At 67.7% G+C, this 18,340-nt stretch carries 18 protein-coding genes; 11 read left to right on the top strand and 7 right to left on the bottom strand.

The annotated features are described in order from the left end of the window. The 7 genes from I71_RS03470 to I71_RS03440 form a co-directional block, all read left to right on the top strand. Nucleotides 1–468: ATP-binding protein (locus tag I71_RS03470; RefSeq protein ID WP_244433608.1), on the top strand; the 468-nt coding region annotated here is incomplete at its 5' end. A 128-nt stretch (nucleotides 469–596) separates the two neighbouring features. Then, a complete protein-coding gene (locus I71_RS03465; RefSeq protein ID WP_042690646.1) occupies nucleotides 597–1,640 on the top strand; it encodes a PstS family phosphate ABC transporter substrate-binding protein in 1,044 nt (347 codons plus the stop codon). A gap of 27 nt (nucleotides 1,641–1,667) precedes the next feature. Further along, complete coding sequence (gene pstC / locus I71_RS03460; protein ID WP_042690643.1) at nucleotides 1,668–3,050, top strand: phosphate ABC transporter permease subunit PstC; 1,383 nt, start codon at nucleotides 1,668–1,670, stop codon at nucleotides 3,048–3,050. Continuing rightward, the gene (gene pstA / locus I71_RS03455; RefSeq protein WP_042690641.1) at nucleotides 3,043–4,368 is read left to right on the top strand and encodes a phosphate ABC transporter permease PstA; all 1,326 of its coding nucleotides are present in this window, start codon (nucleotides 3,043–3,045) and stop codon (nucleotides 4,366–4,368) included. Before pstC ends, pstA begins: the two co-directional genes overlap by 8 nt. 5 nt (nucleotides 4,369–4,373) lie before the next feature. Then, entirely contained in the window at nucleotides 4,374–5,204 is an 831-nt protein-coding gene (gene pstB, locus I71_RS03450; protein WP_083896945.1) for a phosphate ABC transporter ATP-binding protein PstB, read from the top strand. A 94-nt stretch (nucleotides 5,205–5,298) separates the two neighbouring features. Further along, nucleotides 5,299–6,003 (top strand): phosphate regulon transcriptional regulator PhoB, encoded by a 705-nt coding sequence (phoB, locus tag I71_RS03445; protein ID WP_083896944.1) that lies wholly within the window; start codon nucleotides 5,299–5,301, stop codon nucleotides 6,001–6,003. A gap of 51 nt (nucleotides 6,004–6,054) precedes the next feature. Then, entirely contained in the window at nucleotides 6,055–6,783 is a 729-nt protein-coding gene (locus I71_RS03440; RefSeq protein ID WP_042690635.1) for an S-adenosyl-l-methionine hydroxide adenosyltransferase family protein, read from the top strand. Between the two features lie 87 nt (nucleotides 6,784–6,870). Here I71_RS03440 and I71_RS03435 read toward each other — a convergent pair whose 3' ends face one another. From I71_RS03435 to I71_RS03425, 3 genes are all read right to left on the bottom strand, one after another. Next, entirely contained in the window at nucleotides 6,871–7,596 is a 726-nt protein-coding gene (locus I71_RS03435; RefSeq protein ID WP_042690632.1) for a Bax inhibitor-1/YccA family protein, read from the bottom strand. A 146-nt stretch (nucleotides 7,597–7,742) separates the two neighbouring features. Continuing rightward, on the bottom strand, nucleotides 7,743–10,280 hold the full coding sequence (locus tag I71_RS03430; RefSeq protein ID WP_042690629.1) for an ABC transporter permease: 2,538 nt from the start codon (nucleotides 10,278–10,280) through the stop codon (nucleotides 7,743–7,745). Then, nucleotides 10,280–11,047 carry an ABC transporter ATP-binding protein gene (locus tag I71_RS03425; protein ID WP_042690624.1) on the bottom strand — a complete coding sequence of 256 codons (768 nt, stop codon included), beginning with the start codon at nucleotides 11,045–11,047 and terminating at the stop codon, nucleotides 10,280–10,282. The genes I71_RS03430 and I71_RS03425 overlap by 1 nt, the downstream gene beginning before the upstream one ends. Nucleotides 11,048–11,159: 112 nt before the next feature. On the opposite strand from I71_RS03425, the gene I71_RS03420 reads away from it, so the two are divergent. The 4 genes from I71_RS03420 to thpR all read left to right on the top strand — a co-directional run bounded on the left by I71_RS03420 (nucleotide 11,160) and on the right by thpR (nucleotide 14,620). Beyond that, on the top strand, nucleotides 11,160–11,780 hold the full coding sequence (locus tag I71_RS03420) for an arylesterase (RefSeq protein WP_085940673.1): 621 nt from the start codon (nucleotides 11,160–11,162) through the stop codon (nucleotides 11,778–11,780). A gap of 6 nt (nucleotides 11,781–11,786) precedes the next feature. Next, a complete protein-coding gene (locus I71_RS03415; protein ID WP_042690615.1) occupies nucleotides 11,787–12,938 on the top strand; it encodes an FIST N-terminal domain-containing protein in 1,152 nt (383 codons plus the stop codon). 28 nt (nucleotides 12,939–12,966) lie between these two features. After that, nucleotides 12,967–14,010 carry an aldo/keto reductase gene (locus tag I71_RS03410; protein WP_042690612.1) on the top strand — a complete coding sequence of 348 codons (1,044 nt, stop codon included), beginning with the start codon at nucleotides 12,967–12,969 and terminating at the stop codon, nucleotides 14,008–14,010. A gap of 67 nt (nucleotides 14,011–14,077) precedes the next feature. Next, nucleotides 14,078–14,620, top strand: a complete 543-nt coding sequence (gene thpR / locus I71_RS03405) for an RNA 2',3'-cyclic phosphodiesterase (RefSeq protein WP_042690607.1) — start codon at nucleotides 14,078–14,080, stop codon at nucleotides 14,618–14,620. A gap of 143 nt (nucleotides 14,621–14,763) precedes the next feature. Here thpR and I71_RS03400 read toward each other — a convergent pair whose 3' ends face one another. The 4 genes from I71_RS03400 to dnaJ all read right to left on the bottom strand — a co-directional run bounded on the left by I71_RS03400 (nucleotide 14,764) and on the right by dnaJ (nucleotide 18,291). After that, nucleotides 14,764–15,483, bottom strand: a complete 720-nt coding sequence (locus I71_RS03400; protein ID WP_042690603.1) for a class I SAM-dependent methyltransferase — start codon at nucleotides 15,481–15,483, stop codon at nucleotides 14,764–14,766. 219 nt (nucleotides 15,484–15,702) lie between these two features. Next, nucleotides 15,703–16,521 (bottom strand): GGDEF domain-containing protein, encoded by an 819-nt coding sequence (locus I71_RS03395; protein ID WP_244433607.1) that lies wholly within the window; start codon nucleotides 16,519–16,521, stop codon nucleotides 15,703–15,705. Next, nucleotides 16,446–16,913, bottom strand: a complete 468-nt coding sequence (locus I71_RS39415; protein WP_244433606.1) for a hypothetical protein — start codon at nucleotides 16,911–16,913, stop codon at nucleotides 16,446–16,448. The genes I71_RS03395 and I71_RS39415 overlap by 76 nt, the downstream gene beginning before the upstream one ends. Before the next feature lie 226 nt (nucleotides 16,914–17,139). Continuing rightward, complete coding sequence (gene dnaJ / locus I71_RS03390; protein WP_042690599.1) at nucleotides 17,140–18,291, bottom strand: molecular chaperone DnaJ; 1,152 nt, start codon at nucleotides 18,289–18,291, stop codon at nucleotides 17,140–17,142. Between the last annotated feature and the right edge of the window lie 49 nt (nucleotides 18,292–18,340).

Genomic DNA, 18,340 nt, shown 5'->3' with positions numbered 1-18,340 from the left:
GTGGCGCTGACCGACGGGGCGGCGGTGGGTTTCACCGGTCTGCCGGCGCCGGGCGCCGCGGCGAAGGACAAGCGCACCGGGCGCGGCGGCAGCGGCATGGTCTCGGTTTCGGTGCGTGACCGCGGCGACGGCATCGCCCGCACCCACCTGCCCCGCCTGACCGAGCGCTTCTACCGTGTCGATGCCGCGCGCTCCCGCGCCATGGGCGGCACCGGACTGGGGCTGGCCATCGTCAAGCACATCCTGAACCGCCACCGTGGCCGTCTGACCATCGAAAGCGAGGTCGGGGTGGGCAGCGCCTTCACCGTCTACCTGCCGGCGGTGGGAGAAGCGATTTCCCCCTCTCGCCCCCAGGGAGAGGGTCGGGGTGAGGGGGAGACACTCCGTGTCGTTCCCAAGCTTTCCGCCGCGCTCCCCCCTCACCCTAACACTTTCCCCGGGGGGGAGAGGGGATTCGGCAGGGGATGAGAATGGCAGTTCCTTCCGTGACGCTGTCATGAAAGCGTCATAAAAACGTAATCAATTGGTCGCCCTCCGGGTCTATGGTCCGCGCCATTCCGCTGGACCAGTCTCCGTTCGATCGAAGAGGGGCACCCGTGACCACCCGGACGCATGCCGTCGCCGCGAGCGCCTTCGCCTTTACCCTGAGCCTCGCCGCCGCACCTGCCGTCGCCCAGTCGCGCGACCAGATCCGCGCGGTCGGCTCCTCCACCGTCTTCCCCTTCACCACCGCGGTGGCGGAGGCTTTCGGCAAGACCGGCAAGTTCAAGACCCCGGTGGTCGAATCGACGGGCACCGGCGGCGGGCTGAAACTGTTCTGCGCCGGTGTCGGCCCGGGCCATCCCGACATTGCCAACGCCTCGCGCCGGATCAAGAAGTCGGAGGTCGACCAGTGCGCCGGCAATGGCGTCACCACGATGACCGAGCTGAAGATCGGCTATGACGGCATCGCACTGGCCTCCTCCAAAAAGGCGGCGCCGGTGTCGCTGTCCACCGTCATCCTGTGGAAGGCGCTGGCGAAGGAAGTGCCGGTGAACGGGGCCCTGGTCGCCAATCCTTACAGGCTATGGTCCGACATCGACCCGTCGCTGCCCAAGGTGGCGATCGAGGTGCTGGGGCCGCCGCCCACCTCCGGTACCCGCGACACCTTCAACGAGTTGGCGATGCTGGAAGGCTGCAGGAAGCTGACCGAGGTCGCCGGGGCGGTTCCCGACGAGAAGGCGCGCGAGCGCGTCTGCATGACCATCCGCGAGGATGGCGCCTATGTCGAAGCCGGCGAGAACGACAACCTGATCGTCCAGAAGCTGGCGGCCAATCCGAACGCCTTCGGCATCTTCGGCTACAGCTACCTCGACCAGAACCGCGACACGCTGCAATCCGCGAAGATGGACGGGGTGGAGCTGACTGCGGAGACGGTGGCCGCCGGCAAGTACGAGTTGGCGCGTCCGCTCTACATCTATGTCAAGAACGCCCATGCCGGCGTCATTCCTGGCATCCGCGAGTTCATCGGCGAATACACCTCCGAACGGGCGTTGGGCGACGACGGCTATCTGGTGGACAAGGGCCTGATCCCGGAGCCGAAGGCGCTGCGCGACGCGGCTCGTGTCGAGGCGGTCAACCTGACGCCGCTCCAGTTCTGACCAACTCCCCCGCCCTGAGCCACCCGCATGCAGCTGACCCTCCTCGCCCTGACCCTGGCCCTGCTCACCGTGATCGGCTTCCTGATCGGCCGGTCGCGCGCGTCGTCGTCGGTCGGCGGGCGGGTGGCGGAGCTGCATTCGGTTCCCGCCTATCACGGCGTCTATGTGGCGCTGTGGGCCGGGCTGCCGGCGCTGCTGCTGTTCGTCGCCTGGACCGCGTCCGAGGGCTGGCTCGTCCTGCAGCTGGTGCTGTCGGCGTTGCCGGAGCGGCTGGCCACCGGCGACGGCCAGTCGGTCGCCTTGCTGAAGGCCGACATCCTCAACCTCGCCCGCGGCATCGCCACCGGGCGCGAGCCCGATCCCCTGGTGATGGAGGCGGCCCGCCGTTACACCGCCTTCCGCGATCTCGCCGACTGGAGCCTGCTGGCGGTCGGGGCCAGCCTCGCCGTCGCCGGCCTCGCCTGGGGCAGCCACCGCATCGGCCCGGACCTGCGCGCCCGCCCGGTGGTGGAGCGGGTGGTGCGGGTGGCGCTGGTCCTCTGCTCGCTGGTCGCCATCCTGACCACGGTCGGTATCGTGCTGTCGCTGCTGTTCGAGGCGTTGCGCTTCTTCAGCGTCGTCTCGCCGCTCGACTTCCTGTTCGGCACCCATTGGAGTCCGCAGATGGCGATGCGGGCCGATCAGGTCGGCTCCAGCGGCTCCTTCGGCGCGATCCCGCTGTTCGCCGGTACGCTTCTCATCACCGTCGTCGCCATGCTGGTGGCGGTGCCGGTCGGGCTGATGGCGGCGATCTACATGTCCGAATATGCCGGGCGCGGCGTGCGCACCTGGCTGAAGCCGGCTTTGGAGATCCTGGCCGGCATCCCGACCGTGGTCTACGGCTTCTTCGCCGCGCTGACCATGGCGCCCTTCGTGCGCTCGGTCGGCGAGGCGCTGGGGCTGGACGTCAGTTCGGAATCGGCGCTGGCCGCCGGCATCGTCATGGGGGTGATGATCATCCCCTTCGTCAGCTCGCTGTCGGACGACGTCATCAACGCGGTGCCGCAATCCTTGCGCGACGGCTCCTACGGCCTCGGCGCCACCAAGTCGGAGACGATCAAGCAGGTGGTGCTGCCGGCCGCCCTGCCGGGCATCGTCGCCGCGGTGATGCTGGCGGTCAGCCGGGCCATCGGCGAGACGATGATCGTCACCATGGCGTCGGGCCTGACCGCCAACCTGACCGCCAACCCGTTGCAGGCGGTGACCACCGTCACCACCCAGATCGCCACGCTGCTGGTCGGCGACCAGGAGTTCGACAGCCCGAAGACGCTGTCGGCCTTCGGCCTCGGCCTCGTGCTGTTCCTCGTCACGCTCTGCCTCAACATGGTCGCCCTGCGGGTGGTCCGGACCTATCGGGAAAAATATGACTGACCTTGTCGAGCGGGACGTGGCGGCCGTGACGCCCTCCCCTGCTTCCTCCCCTGGCCCCTCCTCCGCCCCGAAGTCGCGCCTGCGCAGCGAAGCCTTCGCCCGCCGCCTGCGCGCCCGCCACGCGGCGGAACGCCGCTTCCGGCTGGCCGGGGCCGCCGCGGTGGCGCTGGCGGCGCTGATCCTGCTTCTGCTGCTGGGCTCCATCGTCGCCAAGGGCGCCAGTGCCTTCTGGGAAGCGCGGATCCGGCTGGAGGTGACGCTGGACCCGGCTGAGGTCGCCGACCGCAACTACACCGCCGCGCTGCGCCGGGCGCTCTATGCCCAGTTCCCGCAGGTGACGGACCGGGCCGGCAAACGCGTGCTGAACGACCTGCTGTCGTCGGGCGCGCCGTACGAGCTGGAGGCGATGGTGGCGAAGAATCCGGCGCTGGCCGGGACGACGCAGACTGTCTGGGTCCGCGCCGACGACCAGATAGACCAGCTGGTGAAGGGCGCCTACCGCCGCGACCTGCCGGAGACCGAGCGCGGGCTCAGCGACGCCAAGGTCGCCGCTGCCGACGCGCTTCTGGCCTCCGGTGCGCTGGCGCAGAGCTTCAACACCACGCTGTTCACCGCCGGCGACAGCCGCGAACCGGAACAGGCCGGCATCGGCGGCGCCATCATCGGCTCGCTCCTGACGCTTCTGGTGACCATGGCCCTCTCGGTGCCGGTCGGGATCGCCGCCGCGGTCTATCTGGAGGAGTTCGCGCCGAAGAACCGCTGGACCGACCTGATCGAGGTGAACATCAACAACCTCGCCGCGGTGCCGTCGATCATCTTCGGCCTGCTCGGTCTGGCGGTTTTCCTGGGATTCTTCGGCATGCCGCGCTCGGCGCCGTTGGTTGGCGGGCTGGTGATGGCGTTGATGACGCTGCCGGTCATCATCATCTCGGCCCGCGTCGCGCTGAAGGCGGTGCCGCCGTCGATCCGTCAGGCGGCGCTGGGCATCGGCGCCTCGCCCCTGCAGACGGTTCTGCACCATGTGCTGCCGCTGGCAATGCCCGGCATCCTGACCGGCACCATCATCGGCATGGCCCGTGCACTGGGCGAGACGGCGCCGCTGCTGATGATCGGCATGGTCGCCTTCATTGTCGACATCCCCCGCGGACTGACCGACAGCGCCACCGTGCTTCCGGTACAGATCTACATGTGGGCCGACAGCCCTGAGCGGGCCTTCACCGAGCGCACCTCGGCGGCGATCCTGATCCTGCTCGGCGTCCTGATCCTGCTGAATGGGGCGGCCGTGATCCTGCGCAAGATTTTCGAGAGACGGTGGTGAGCGTCATGAGCATTCAGAACCAGCTGAAGCTGCGGCCCCGCGCCGACGACCGTCCGGGCCAGCGTACCGCCGCTGCGCTGCCCAACAAGATGACCGCCCATGGAGTGACGGTGTTCTATGGCGCCAAGCAGGCGCTGCGCGGCATCAACCTCGACATCCAGGAAAACCGGGTGCTGGCGCTGATCGGTCCATCCGGTTGCGGCAAGTCGACCTTCCTGCGCTGTCTGAACCGGATGAACGACACTGTCGAGGGCTGTAGGGTCGAGGGGCGGATCGCGCTCGACGGCGAGGACGTCTATGGCAAGGCGGTCGATGCGGTGCAGCTGCGCGCCCGCGTCGGCATGGTGTTCCAGAAGCCGAATCCCTTCCCGAAGTCGATCTACGACAATGTGGCCTACGGCCCGCGCATCCATGGCCTCGCCTCCGGACGGGATGAGCTGGACGAGGTGGTGCAGACCTCGCTGAAGCGCGCCGGGTTGTGGGGCGAGGTCAAGGACCGCCTGCGCGAACCCGGCACCAGCCTGTCCGGTGGCCAGCAGCAGCGGCTGTGCATCGCCCGTGCCATCGCCGTCAGCCCCGAGGTGATCCTGATGGACGAGCCCTGCTCGGCGCTCGACCCCATCGCGACCGCCCATATCGAGGAGCTGATCGACGAGCTGCGGGCCAACTACACCATTGTCATCGTCACCCACAACATGCAGCAGGCCGCCCGCGTGTCGCAGCGCACCGCCTTCTTCCATCTCGGCGAGATGGTGGAGTGCGACGACACCGAGGAAATCTTCACCAACCCGCGCGACGAGCGCACCCAGGGCTACATCACCGGCCGCTACGGCTGAACCCTGTCCCATGCCTGTTCCCCCCTCCCTCCTTTGTTGAAAAGGCTGTGCCATGCCGGTTAACGTCGAGACGCGCGCCGTGAACGGAGCCACCATGAACGCGGCCCTGAAGCCGCTCGTCCTGATCGTCGAGGACGAGGCCGACATCCTGACGCTGCTGAAGTACAACCTGGAAAAGGAAGGCTTCCGCGTCGCCACCGCCAGCGACGGTGAGGAGGCCCTGCTGGCCGCCGGCGAACAGACGCCGCACATCGTGCTGCTCGACTGGATGCTGCCGCTGATGAGCGGTCTGGAGGTCTGCCGCCAGCTGCGGCGCAACGCCAAGACCCGCGACATCCCGATCATCATGCTGACCGCCCGCGGCGAGGAAGGCGACCGGGTGCGCGGCCTGAATTCCGGTGCCGACGACTACATCACCAAGCCCTTCTCGCCGACCGAGCTGGTCGCCCGCATGCGCGCCGTGCTGCGCCGCGCCTCCCCCGGCATGACGGACGAGGTACTGACCTTCGCCGACGTGACCATGGATCTGGCCGCCCACCGCGTTCGCCGGAACGGCCGGGACGTACACCTCGGCCCGACCGAATTCCGCCTGCTGCGCCATTTCATGCAGCATCCCGGCCGGGTGTTCTCGCGCGAACAGCTGCTCGATCTGGTGTGGGGCCATGACGTGTACGTCGAGCCGCGTACGGTCGACGTACACATCCGCCGCCTGCGCAAGGCGATGAACGAGGAGGACGAGCTGGACCTGATCCGCACGGTGCGGTCGGCCGGCTACGCACTGGATACCAAGTCGGTGTGAATGGGGGGTAGGATGGGGGCAGGACCGCCGCAGCACTGGTGAGACTGCCCCATGATCCTGCTCTTCACCGATTTCGGGCTTTCCGGTCCCTACACCGGCCAGATGAAGGCGGTGTTGGCGCAACAGGCGCCGACCGTCCCGGTCATCGACCTGTTCGCCGACGCTCCCGCCTTCGACCCGCAGCTCTCCGCCTATCTGCTGGCCGCCTACGCCCCGGCCTTCCCGGCCGGTAGCGTCTTTCTCTGCGTCGTCGATCCCGGCGTCGGCACCGACCGTCGGCCGGTGATGGTGGAGGCCGACGGGCGCTGGTTCGTCGGCCCGGACAATGGCCTCTTCGCCCTGCCCGCCCGCCGTGCAACGTCGCTAAACGCCTGGACAATCGACTGGAGTCCGGATCGGCTGTCCGCCAGCTTCCATGGCCGCGACCTGTTCGCCCCGGTGGCTGCCAGCCTTGCGACGGGGCGGGCCGTCGCGGGCAGCCCGCTTCCCCGCGACTCCATCGACCGTCCCGACTGGCCGGACGAGTTGCCGCGCATCGTCTATGTCGACGTCTATGGCAACGCCATGACCGGCATGCGGGCCTCCGCCCTGCCTGCCGATGCGGTGCTGACTGCCGCCGGCACCCGCATCACCCGTGCCCGCACCTTCGGTGCCGTCGGGCCGGGGCAGCCGCTGTGGTACGAGAACTCCAATGGGTTGGCGGAGATTGCCGTCAACCGCGGACGGGCCGACCGGGTGCTGGGGCTGGCGGTCGGCGACCCGGTGACCGTCGAATTCTGAGCCGGTCCATAAGAAAACCGCCCGGAAGCGGGTGCTTCCGGGCGGCTGCTGCGTGATCCGATGCTTGTCCGATCAGGCGTCTCGGGTTCAGTCGTTGTTGCGCTGGCCCAGGAACTGCAGCAGGAACTGGAACAGGTTGATGAAGTCCAGGTACAGCGTCAGGGCGCCCATCAGGGCGAGCTTGCCGGTGCTCTCGTGATCGTAGCCTTCGGCGTAGCTTTCCTTGATCGCCTGGGTGTCGTAGGCGGTCAGGCCGGTGAAGATCAGCACGCCGATGGCGGAGATCGCGAAGTGCAGGGCCGGCGACTGGAAGAAGATGTTCGCCAGGCCGGCGATCACCAGGCCGATGACGCCCATCATCAGGAACGAGCCCATCTTCGACAGGTCGGCCTTCGTGGTGTAGCCGTAGAGGCTCATCGCCAGGAAGGTTGCTGCGGTGACGAAGAAGGTCAGCGCGATCGATGCCCCGGTGAAGACCAGGAAGATGGCCGACATCGACAGGCCCATGGCGCCGCAATAGGCCCAGAAGATCATCTGTGCCGATGCGAAGGACAGGCGCTGGATGCCGAAGGACAGCACCATGACGAAGGCCAGCGGGGCCAGCATCACCACCCACTTCAGCGGCGTGCCGAAGATGGCCTGCAGCATGGCCGGGCTGGATGACACGAGTGCCGCGACCAGACCCGTCAGGATCAGGCCGGCGCCCATGTAGTTGTACACGCGCAGCATGTGCTGCCGCAGGCCTTCGTCGAAGTATCCCCGATCTGTCGCGCGGCCCACGGTCGCGAAGCGGTTATAGGTCGGGTCTGCCATGGTTTGGTTTCCTCGGTGGAATAGGGTGATCCCGTTGCAGGACATATTGGCGAGTCCGTCAGCCGGTTCAATAGGAATCGGCGGCGCTTTTTCTGAATGAAAAAGCTTTCACGATTCGTTTTTCCTGCGGCGTCATGACACGGGCGTCACTCGTTCCGAAGCAATGGCGCCGAAGGCTGGCCCAAAGCCCGCCAAGTACCATAGAACCCGAAAGCCAGCGTGATCGCCGTGCTGAGCAAAGCGGTGGTGATGACCGCCGACGGCAGGAAGCTCCATTCCCAATGCATCAGGAACTTCAGCACCGCCCAGGCGGTCAGCGTGCCGATGATGCCGGCAATGGTCGCGGTCAGCAGCCCGAGCAGCCCATATTCCAGCAGGAAGGCGCGCAGCACGTCGCCGCGCGTGGCTCCCAGCACCTTCAGCACCACCGCATCATAGACCCGGCGGCGATGCCCGGCGGCGACAGCACCCGCCAGCACCAGCGTGCCGGCGGCGAGCGTGATGCCGGCGACGATGCGCACCGCGGTGCCGATATGGCCCAGCATCTCCGCCACCGTGTCGAGCGCGTCCTTCACCCGCACCATGGTGATGTTGGGGAAGCGTTGCAGCACCGCGCGCTGCACCTCCGTCTCGGCACCGGGGGGGGTGCGGACGGTGGCGACCCAGGTCTGCGGTGCCCCCTCCAGCGTGCCGGGGGCGAACACCATGGTGAAGTTGATCGCCATGCTGCTGAAATCGGCGGAGCGCACGTTGGCGACCTTGGCCTCGATGCTGCGGCCCAGGATGTTGACGACCATCGTGGCGCCGGGACCGATGCCGAAGGCCTCGGCGACGCTCTGGTGGATCGAGAGCAGTGGCGGTCCGGCATAGTCGGCCGGCCACCAGTTGCCGGCGGTGACGGTGGAATGCTTCGGCAGTGTTGCCGAATAGGTGATGCCGCGGTCACCGGCCAGGATCCAGGCCTGTTCCGGGTTGACCAATGCCTGTTCGGCGTCCTGGCCGTTCACCCGCTCGATCCGGCCGCGCAGGCTCGGCACCGCCTCGAAGCTGCTGGTGCCGGGGACGGCGGTGACGAGATCGCGCAGGGGATCGAACTGGTCGCGCTGGATGTCGACGAAGAAGAAGGCGGGGGCGTCCTGCGGGATCGTCTCCGATACCCGGCGGGAGAAATTGCCCTGGATCAGCGCGATGGCAACCAGCACCGTCAGGCCGAGCCCCAGCGACAGCACCACCGCCGCCGTCGGGTTGCCCGGCCGGTGCAGGTTGGCAAGCGCCAGCCGCAGCCCCGGATGCCGCACGCGCCCTACCCGCTTCGCCCCCCATGTCACCAATGCGGCGGCGGCACGGAAGGCGAGGAAGGTGGCGATGGAGCCGCCGACGAACCAAAGGGCGAACAGCTTGTTGTGTGCGGTCAGAACCGCCAGACCGGCGAGCGCCAGGGCGGAGACGATCATCGCGACCGTGTAGGGTATACGTGGCCGTCCGCCGGCCGGGGCGATCACATCGCGGAACAGGGCGCCGGCCGGCACCTCGCGCGCCCGGCCGAGCGGCCACAGCGAGAAGGTCAGCGCGGTCAGCACGCCATAAAGGGCGGCGAGCGCCAGGGCGCCGGGATAGACGCCGATATGGGCCGACACCGGCAGCACGCCATCGAGCAGCCGTCCGAGCGCCAGCGGCGCCACGGCGCCCAGCGCCAGCCCGATGACGATGCCCAGCAGGGCCAGCGCCAGGATCTGCGCCAGATAGAGCTGGAAGACCAGTGCGCCGGGCGCACCGATGCACTTCATCATGGCGATGGTGCGGGCGCGCGAATCGAGATGGCTGCGCACCGCGTTGCCGACTCCGACGCCGCCGACCAGCAGCGCCGTCAGCCCGACCAGGGTCAGGAACAGCGTCATGCGCTCGATGAAGCGTTCGATCTGCGGCGAGGCGTTGGTGTAGTCGCGCATCCGCCAGGGCGCGTCTGGAAAGCGGGTGCGCAATCCCTCCTGCCATGCCTTCAGGTCGGTATCCGGCGGCAGCGCCACCTTGGTGCTCCACCAGGTGAGACTGCCGGGTTGCAGCAACCCGGTGTTCGCCAGCGACGGCAGCGCCACCAGCAGCCGCGGCCCCAGGGAAAAGGCGTTGGAGGAGGCGCGGTCCGGCTCGCGATCCAGCACGGCGGCGACGCGGTAGGCGCCTTCGCCGACATGGATGGTGTCGCCGGGCTTGACGCTCAGCCGGTCGACCAGACTGGCCTCGATCACCGCGCCCCAGTGGCCGTCCTTCTGCGCCAGCGCGTCGCGCAGGTCGCCGCCGCCCTCCAGCGTCACGGCGCCATAGAGCGGATAGAGATCGTCGACCGCCTTCAGCTCGACCAGCGAGGAGCGGACATCGTCGTCGGCATTGTTGGGGGCCCGTGCCATCGCCCGCATCTCGGCGGAGGTCGAGACCCGGCCGCCGGCCTTCAGCGCGGCCATCTGTTCGTCGGTCGGCGGGGTGTAGAGTTGCCGCAACGCGACATCGCCGCCGAGGATGGAGCGCCCGTCGCTCGCCAGCCCGTCGAGCAGCCCGCTCGACACCGACTGCACCGCGGCGATGGCGGCGACGCCCAGGGCAAGGCAGGCGAGAAAGACCCAGAAGCCTTTCAGGCCGGTGCGCAGCTCCCGCCGGGCAAGCCGGAGCGCGAGGCGGAGGTTGGTCATCACTCCCCCGCCGCCTGGAGCTTCGCGCGCCTTTCCGCCTGTCCGTCGTCGGCGATCCGCCCGTCCGCCAGCCGCACCTTGCGGTCGCAGCGCGCGGCGAGGCTCTGGTCGTGGGTGATCAGCACCAGCGTCGTCCCCCGCCGCTCGGCCAGATCGAACAGCAGTTTGACGATGGTGGCACCGGTGTCGATGTCGAGGTTGCCGGTCGGCTCGTCGGCCAGCAGAAGCGATGGCTCGGTGACGAAGGCGCGGGCCAGGGCGGTGCGCTGCTGCTCGCCGCCCGACAACTGGCCGGGATAATGGTGGATGCGGTGCCCCAGCCCGACCTGTTCCAGCCCGGTCCGGGCGCGGTCGAAGGCGTCGGCGACGCGAGCGAATTCCAGCGGGATGGCGACATTCTCCAGCGCCGTCATGGTCGGCACCAGATGGAAGGCCTGGAAAACGATGCCGACATGCTGCCGGCGGAAACGCGCCAGGCCATCCTCGTCCAGCCGCCCGAGATCCTGCCCGGCGACGCGGACGATGCCGCCGCTGGGGCGTTCCAGCCCGGCCATCACCATCATCATGGTGGACTTGCCGGAGCCGCTGGGGCCGACGACGCCGACCCGCTCCCCGGCCGCCACCTGAAGATTCACGCCGCGCAGGATGTTGACGGGTCCGGCCCCGCTGTCCAATTTCAGATGGACGTCGTCGAGTTCAACGATGGTTTCGTTGGAAGACCGGGCGATGGAGTTTGACGACGTTGCAGGGGACTGAGCCTTGGACATGCGACACTCGCACAAGCGGAATGGACCATCGCCATATGGCACGACCCGCCGGGCTTTCAACATGGGCGCCCTTGGGGTGGCTCTGGCCTTTCTTTTCGCCGCAGGGATATCGATGACCGTTCCGACCCGTACCGACGCGGCACAGCCGGTGAAGCTGCTGGCGTTGGGCGACAGCCTGACCGCCGGCTACGGCTTGCCGGAACCGCAGGGCTTCACCCGGCAACTTGAAAAGGCGCTGGCCGCCAAGGGCTACAGCGTCACCGTCATCAATGCCGGCGTGTCGGGCGACACCACCGCCGGCGGGCGGGCGCGGCTGGACTGGGCGCTGGCCGACGGGCCGGACGCCGCCATCGTCGAACTCGGCGCCAACGACATGCTGCGCGGGCTCGACCCCGGTCAGGCCAAGGCCAACATCGACGCCATCCTGAAGACGCTGACGGAGCGCAAAATCCCGACCCTGCTGGCCGGCATGTTCGCCTCGCCCAGCCTGGGCAAGCCCTACACCGACAGCTTCAACGCCATCTATCCGGACCTGGCGAAGACCTACGATGTGCCGCTCTATCCCTTCTTCCTCGACGGGGTGGCGTTGCAGCAGACGCTGATCCAGCCGGACGGGCTGCACCCCAATGCCCAGGGCGTGGCGGTGATCGTGGAGCGCATCCTGCCGTCCGTCACCGCCCTGCTCGACAGCCTGCCGCAAATCCGGAAGACTACAGAAAAGACCGGAGGCTGAGCCATCATGACCGCGACCCTGGATAGCGACATCCGCTTTGCCGCCGCCTGTGCCGCCGGGGCGGAGTGGGGACAGACGGTCAAGGCCTGCCTCGACCGGCTGGGGCCGGTCGCCGGCTGCAACCTGGGCTTCCTCTATCTGACCGATGGGCTGGCGGAGCATGCCACCAGCATCGTCACCCTGCTGCGCGGCGTCACCGGCATCCGCCATTGGGTCGGTACCGCCGGCATCGGCGTGATGGCGAACGGAGCGGTCCTGTTCGACGAGCCGGGTCTGGCGATCATGGCCGCCCGCCTGCCGGAGGACGGCTTCCGCCTGTTCCCCACCCTGACCGATGGGCTGGAGCCGCTGCGCGGCAGTGCCGGCGGCTGGCTCGACAAGCATGGCGCGGCGCTGGCGCTGGTCCATGTCGACCCGCACCATGCCGACATGGCCGGGCTGGTCGCCCGTCTGTCGGAGGAGACCGGCGTCTTCCTGGTCGGCGGCCTGACCGCCTCGCGCGGGGAGTTCCCGCAGATCGCCGCCGGGGCGGAGGATGCCGCCCCGGTCACCGATGGCGGCGTGTCCGGCGTGCTGTTCGCGCCGCAGCTGCCGGTCGCCACCGCCCTGACCCAGGGCTGCCGCCCCATCGGGCCGACCCGCACCGTCACCGCCAGCGACGACAACGTCATCCTGGAGATCGACGGCCGCCCGGCGCTGGACGTGTTCAAGGAGGACATCGGGCCGGAGCTTGCCGCCGACCTGCGGCAGGTGGCCGGGGTGATCTGCGCCGGGCTGCCCATCGTCGGGTCCGACACCCAGGATTATCTGGTCCGCGACCTGATCGCCATCGACCCGCGCGCCGGCTGGATTTCCATTGCCGAACGGGTGACCACCGGCCAGCCGGTGATGTTCACCCGCCGCGATTCCGAAACCGCAGCCGCCGACATGCGCCGGATGCTGGACAGCCTCAAGAAACGGGTGAAGGCAACGCCGAAGGGGGCGGTGTATGTCAGCTGCATCGCCCGCGGTCCCAGCCTGTTCGGTGCCGCCGATGCCGAGCTGTCGATGATCCGCGAGACCTTCGGCGACATCCCGCTGACCGGCTTCTTCGCCTCGGGCGAGGTGTCGCACAACCGGCTCTACGGTTACACCGGCGTGCTGACGCTCTTCCTCTGATAGCCTCTTCGAATAAGGAATGTTCCGGATGCAATATCGTCCGCTCGGCCGTACCGGCCTGTCGGTCAGCGCCATCGGCCTGGGCACCATGACCTGGGGCCGCCAGAACACCGAGGCCGAAGGCCATGCCCAGATGGACGCGGCGCTCGACCGCGGCATCACTTTCTGGGACACGGCGGAGATGTACGCCATCCCGCCCACCGCCGACACCTATGGCAAGACCGAGGAGGTGATCGGCAGCTGGTTCCAGTCGCGCGGCAAGCGCGACAAGGTCATCCTCGCCAGCAAGATCATCGGCCTGCCGGCCGGCGGTTTCGGCTGGGTGCGCGAGGGCAAGTCGCGGCTGGACCGCGCCAACCTCTTCGCGGCGGTCGAGGCCAGCCTGTCGCGGCTGAAGACCGACTACATCGACCTCTACCAGATCCATTGGCCCGACCGTGTCACCAACCGTTTCGGCGTCCGCACCTACCAGCACAAGCCGGAGCAGGACGCCGTGCCGATCGAGGAGACGCCGTCGGCGCCGGCCGAACTGGTGCAGGCCGGCAAGATCGGCCATGTCGGCCTGTCGAACCAAAGCCCCTGCGGGCGGATGCGCTGGCTGCGCGCCGCCGAAACCGCCGGCCTGCCGCGCGTCGCCTCGATCCAGAACGCCTACAACCTGCTCAACCGGACCTTCGAGAACGGGCTGTCGGAAGTGGCCCTGCGCGAGGATGTCGGGCTGCTCGCCTACTCGCCGCTGGGTGCCGGAACGCTGACCGGCAAGTATCTGAACGGCGCCATTCCGCCGGGCAGCCGCCGCGCGCTCGACCACCGGCCGTCGCGCTACGCCACCGTCAATGCCGATGCCGCGACCGAAGCCTATTTGGACATCGCCCGCCGCCACGGGCTGGCGCCCAACCAGATGGCCATCGCCTTCACGCTGCAGCAACCCTTCGTCACCTCGTCGCTGATCGGGGCGACGACGATGGAGACGCTGATCTCCAACATCGACTCCCTCTCCCTGACCCTGTCGCCGGAGGTGATGGCGGAGATCGACGCCGTGCACAACCGCATGCCGGACCCGTGCCCGTAAGCTGTCGCATTGCCAGCCCCCTTTTCCGAAAGGGGGCGGGGCGTTGCAGCAACCCCGGAGGTGCCCCATGCTCCGCCTGTTCGTCGCCCTCGACCTGAGCGAGGAGGTTCGCCAGAGGTTGGCCGGACTGGCGGGCGGGGTGCCCGGCGCGCGCTGGACCGACCCTGACGCCATGCACCTGACCCTGCGTTTCATCGGCGAGGTGCCGGAGGATCAGGCGATGGACATCGACGCCGCGCTGGCGGAACTGCGGGCGCCGGCCTTCCCGCTCACCCTCGATGGCGTCGGCGTGTTCGGCGCCGGCCGCAAGGCGCGGGTGCTGTGGGCGGGAGTGGAGCGCAACGAGGCGCTGGCCCATCTCCAGGCCAAGGTCGAGTCCGCAATCGTCCGCTGCGGCCTGCCGGCGGAGGAGCGGAAATTCTCCCCCCACATCACGCTCGCCCGTCTGAAGGACGCGCCGACCGACCGCATCGGCCGCTTCCTGTCCGACCGCGGCCTCTTCCGGGCCGGGCCGATGTCGGTCGATCACGTCACGCTCTACCGCAGCCATCCCGGCAACGGCGGGGCGGTGTATGAGGCGTTGGGGGAGTATCCGCTGACGGAGCCATAAGTGCCGGGGCTGTGTTCTGGAAGGCTGTAAGGGATTTGCTGTTCCCTGTGATACGGTGAAAAGGGAGCCGCTGAGCCAAGTGCCTTGCCGCCATCGGAACGATCCGACGTTGTCCCATGGATCTGAAACACGATGAGATCCGATTAGCGGTGAGCGAAAACGCCGACATGCGACGCAGTCCGGTAGAGATTTCCAGAGGATGCGGAAAGCCCAAAGAACATGACATGCGGGAATTTCTGCCGCAGGATGGCGACGCTGTTGAAAACCGAGTAGCTGTACGCAAGGCCGTCATCTTCGGACAGGGTGTATCCTTTTCCGCGTGTCTTGATGTAATCGGCAAGCGGCCAAAGTCTGAGCGCGTTCAACACCTGTTTCGCAAACCGTGTCACGGGCCTCCCTTGCCCGAAGTTGTTGCTGTCGGACAGGAACACACCGTGGCGCGCCACGCGGACCATTTCCTGAACGGCTTTCTCGCTGTTCCTGATATGATGCAGCGCTCCGAACTCCGCGACGATGTCGTATGAAGCATCCATCGCCCTGATGGCCGTGGCGTCCCCTTCCCTCAGTTCGTCCTGGCTCAGGCCGTTCTGATGCCCAATGGCTCGCATTTCGGCCACCGGCTCCAAGCCGACAACGGATACCCCTGGGTGACGCATTTTAAGATAGCGCAACGCCCGGCCCGTGCCGCTCCCCTCGTCCAGCACGCTCATGGCTTCGGTCTGATCGATTAAACCGCTCAGGATCGACAGCCCCAAATGGTGAACGTCGTGCAGGTCGACATGGAGCGAGTCATAGTGCGATGCCGTTTGCGCATAGTAGGCTCGTTGGAGCGTTACATCGTCCTGTTCTTTCTGCGGGTGCATGCTCTGTCTGCTGCTCCCGTCTATCGTCCGTTGGCAGGCAGATTACGCCCTTCCGGTCATGACGTTAAGCTGCATTACCGGGGGTTCAGGCAATCTCGCTGCGTCCGGGAGCCTGTTCCCAAAAGGTCATGACGGAATTGCGGTGCCTTGTGATCGGCGAGAGGATCGCGGTGGAACGGAAACGGGCTTGGCCACACGGGGATGCGGCCTCAGCGGCCGTCATGCGACAATGCTGTCCAAAGGCTCATCCCCGGTGTCCGGACGGGCGCCGATGCCGGTTTCGTCGACCACGCTGTCGTTGGTGACCACCCGGTTCTTGCCGTCCTGCTTGGCGCGGTACATGCGCTGGTCGGCCAGTTCCACCAGAGATTCCCAATCGGCGGGACGGTCCGCCGTCTGTTCGGCGATGCCGATGCTGGCGGTCTGCAGGCTGCCGTCCGGCCGCTTGCCGAAGCCGGCCCGGCGCATCCGCTCCACCGCGATCATCGCACCGTCCATCGCGGTGTCGGGCATGACGACCAGGAACTCCTCCCCACCCCAGCGGACCAGCGCGTCGGACTGGCGCAGCAGGCTGCGGATGGTGTTGGCGGCATGGCGAATGACCCGGTCGCCCTCCTCATGCCCGAAGCGGTCGTTGACGGCCTTGAAATCGTCCAGGTCGACGAAGATTGCCGACAGGGGCTGGCCCGTGCGTTCGGCATGGGCGACCTGGAGCTTCAGCAGCTCCTCGCCGATCCGGCGGGAAAAGGCGCCGGTCAGCGCGTCGTGCGCGGCCTGTTCCAGCAGCGCGATCATGAAATGCAGCTGGCTGATCGCCGCCAGCGTCGCCACCACCGCGATCAGCGCCAGCAGCCACAGCGCGCTGATGTAGGAGGGGAAGGGCATCACCAGCGACCCGTAGAACCCGGCGGCAGATGGGCGCCCAGCATCGGGGGGGCGAAAAGAGCCCCTTTCCAGCGCGGTCAGCGGAAAGACGCTGATTCCGGCCACCTTCCCAAAGGGCAGATAGCCGTAGCCGGCGCTGACGGCGATGCGCAAGTCGTCGACCCCCTGTTGTAGAGCAGCGGGTGCGAGATGGCGAAGAACAGCGTCGGTACGGCCAGCAGCGCGGCCAGCCGCCCCCAGGCGCAGGCCATGTCTTCGCAGGACCGGCGGTCGAAGGCGAGCGCCAGGAAAGCGGCGCTGGCGGTCAGGCGCAGCAGGATCAGCCAGACCGCCAGCGACCAGTCGAACACGGTGACGTCGATGGCGATCCACAGCGGCGTCAGGATGCCGAAGACCAGAGCCACCATGCGCACGCGCGACTGGATCATTGCGGCGCGGCGACGCTGCAGGATCGGCGTGTGGGACGCCGGCAGGATCAGGTCGGGCAGTTCGTCGCCACGGACGAAGGCGTCGAAAAGCGCGGTGAGGAGCCTCTCAACCCGCATCCGGCAGCCCGCCCCCGGCACCGGCCGGACATGTCGCCAATGGATTAGCCATGGAGGGTGATTACACGCGCATGAACGCCCTATCAATGGCTTTCGCGTGGAAATGGCCTATGACCCACCGAAAAACACAGAAAGATCCCAGCGTGCGACAAAAAGTAACGGGCGATGCGTCACAAACACATCGCCCGTTCGACAGACCGCCGATTGCCGCCCGAAAATAAAGTCTTCAGTCCTTCAGGTCTTCCCAAAGCTCCTTCACCTTGGCGAAGAAGCCCTCCGACTGCGGATTCGACCCCTCCTTGGCCGCACCTTCGAACTCGCGCAGAAGTTCCTGCTGGCGCTTGGTCAGGTTCACCGGCGTCTCGACCACCGCCTGGATGTACATGTCGCCGCGCTGGGCGCTGCGCAGCACCGACATGCCCTTGCCCTTGATGCGGAACTGATGGCCCGACTGGGTGCCGGGGGGGACCGTCACCTTGGTGCGGCTGCCGTCGATGGTCGGCACCTCCACCGAACCGCCCAGCGCCGCCGTGGTCATCGGGATCGGTACCCGGCAGTGGATGTTGGCGCCTTCGCGCTGGAAGATCGGGTGCGGGCCGATGGCCAGGAAGATGTAGAGGTCGCCCGCCGGCGCCCCGCGCAGCCCGGCCTCGCCCTCGCCGGCCAGACGGATGCGGGTTCCGTCCTCGACACCGGCGGGAATGTTGACCTGCAGGGTCTTTTCCTTGCGCAGCCGGCCGGAGCCGCCGCAGTTCTTGCAGGCGTCCTTGATGACCTTGCCGGCGCCGTGGCAGCCGGGGCAGGTCCGCTCGATGGTGAAGAAGCCCTGCTGCGCCCGCACCTTGCCGTGACCCTGGCAGGTCGGGCAGGTGATCGGTTGGGTCCCCGCCGCGGCGCCGGAGCCGTTGCAGCTGTCGCACTGCACGGTGGTCGGCACGCGGATGGTGGTCTGGGTGCCCTTGAAGGCGTCCTCCAGCCCGATCTCCAGATTGTAGCGGAGATCCTGGCCACGGCCGGACGCGCCGCCGCCGCCGCGGCGCCCGCCCATGAACTCCCCGAACATCTCGTCGAAGATGTCGGCGAAGCCGCCGCCGCCGCCGAAGTCGAAATTGAAGCCGCCGGCCCCGGCACCCGGTCCCGGACCACGGCCACCCTCGAAGGCGGCGTGGCCGAACCGGTCGTAGGCCGCGCGCTTCTGATCGTCCTTCAGGACGTCATACGCCTCGCTGATTTCCTTGAACTTCTGCTCGGCGTCCTTGTCACCCTGGTTGCGGTCCGGGTGGTACTGCATCGCCATCTTGCGATAAGCCTTTTTCAGCTCATCCGCGCTGGCGTTCTTCGCCACACCGAGCAGCTCGTAATAATCCTGTTTCGCCATGGGGGCCGACCGCCTTTGAGTCGTTCTGGTCCAAACTGTCCGCGTCGCG

Origin of the sequence: Azospirillum sp. B506 (assembly GCF_000333595.1) — a bacterium.
Taxonomy (GTDB): Bacteria; Pseudomonadota; Alphaproteobacteria; order Azospirillales; family Azospirillaceae; genus Azospirillum.
This window is presented reverse-complemented; position numbering and strand designations above follow the sequence as displayed.

Coding starts and splice junctions, on each gene's coding strand:
- pstC (WP_042690643.1), top strand. CDS start 1,668: ATGCAGCTGACCCTCCTCGCCCTGACCCTGGCCCTGCTCACCGTGATC.
- pstA (WP_042690641.1), top strand. CDS start 3,043: ATGACTGACCTTGTCGAGCGGGACGTGGCGGCCGTGACGCCCTCCCCT.
- pstB (WP_083896945.1), top strand. CDS start 4,374: ATGAGCATTCAGAACCAGCTGAAGCTGCGGCCCCGCGCCGACGACCGT.
- phoB (WP_083896944.1), top strand. CDS start 5,299: ATGAACGCGGCCCTGAAGCCGCTCGTCCTGATCGTCGAGGACGAGGCC.
- I71_RS03440 (WP_042690635.1), top strand. CDS start 6,055: ATGATCCTGCTCTTCACCGATTTCGGGCTTTCCGGTCCCTACACCGGC.
- I71_RS03435 (WP_042690632.1), bottom strand. CDS start 7,596: ATGGCAGACCCGACCTATAACCGCTTCGCGACCGTGGGCCGCGCGACA.
- I71_RS03430 (WP_042690629.1), bottom strand. CDS start 10,280: ATGACCAACCTCCGCCTCGCGCTCCGGCTTGCCCGGCGGGAGCTGCGC.
- I71_RS03425 (WP_042690624.1), bottom strand. CDS start 11,047: ATGTCCAAGGCTCAGTCCCCTGCAACGTCGTCAAACTCCATCGCCCGG.
- I71_RS03420 (WP_085940673.1), top strand. CDS start 11,160: ATGACCGTTCCGACCCGTACCGACGCGGCACAGCCGGTGAAGCTGCTG.
- I71_RS03415 (WP_042690615.1), top strand. CDS start 11,787: ATGACCGCGACCCTGGATAGCGACATCCGCTTTGCCGCCGCCTGTGCC.
- I71_RS03410 (WP_042690612.1), top strand. CDS start 12,967: ATGCAATATCGTCCGCTCGGCCGTACCGGCCTGTCGGTCAGCGCCATC.
- thpR (WP_042690607.1), top strand. CDS start 14,078: ATGCTCCGCCTGTTCGTCGCCCTCGACCTGAGCGAGGAGGTTCGCCAG.
- I71_RS03400 (WP_042690603.1), bottom strand. CDS start 15,483: ATGCACCCGCAGAAAGAACAGGACGATGTAACGCTCCAACGAGCCTAC.
- I71_RS39415 (WP_244433606.1), bottom strand. CDS start 16,913: ATGCGGGTTGAGAGGCTCCTCACCGCGCTTTTCGACGCCTTCGTCCGT.
- dnaJ (WP_042690599.1), bottom strand. CDS start 18,291: ATGGCGAAACAGGATTATTACGAGCTGCTCGGTGTGGCGAAGAACGCC.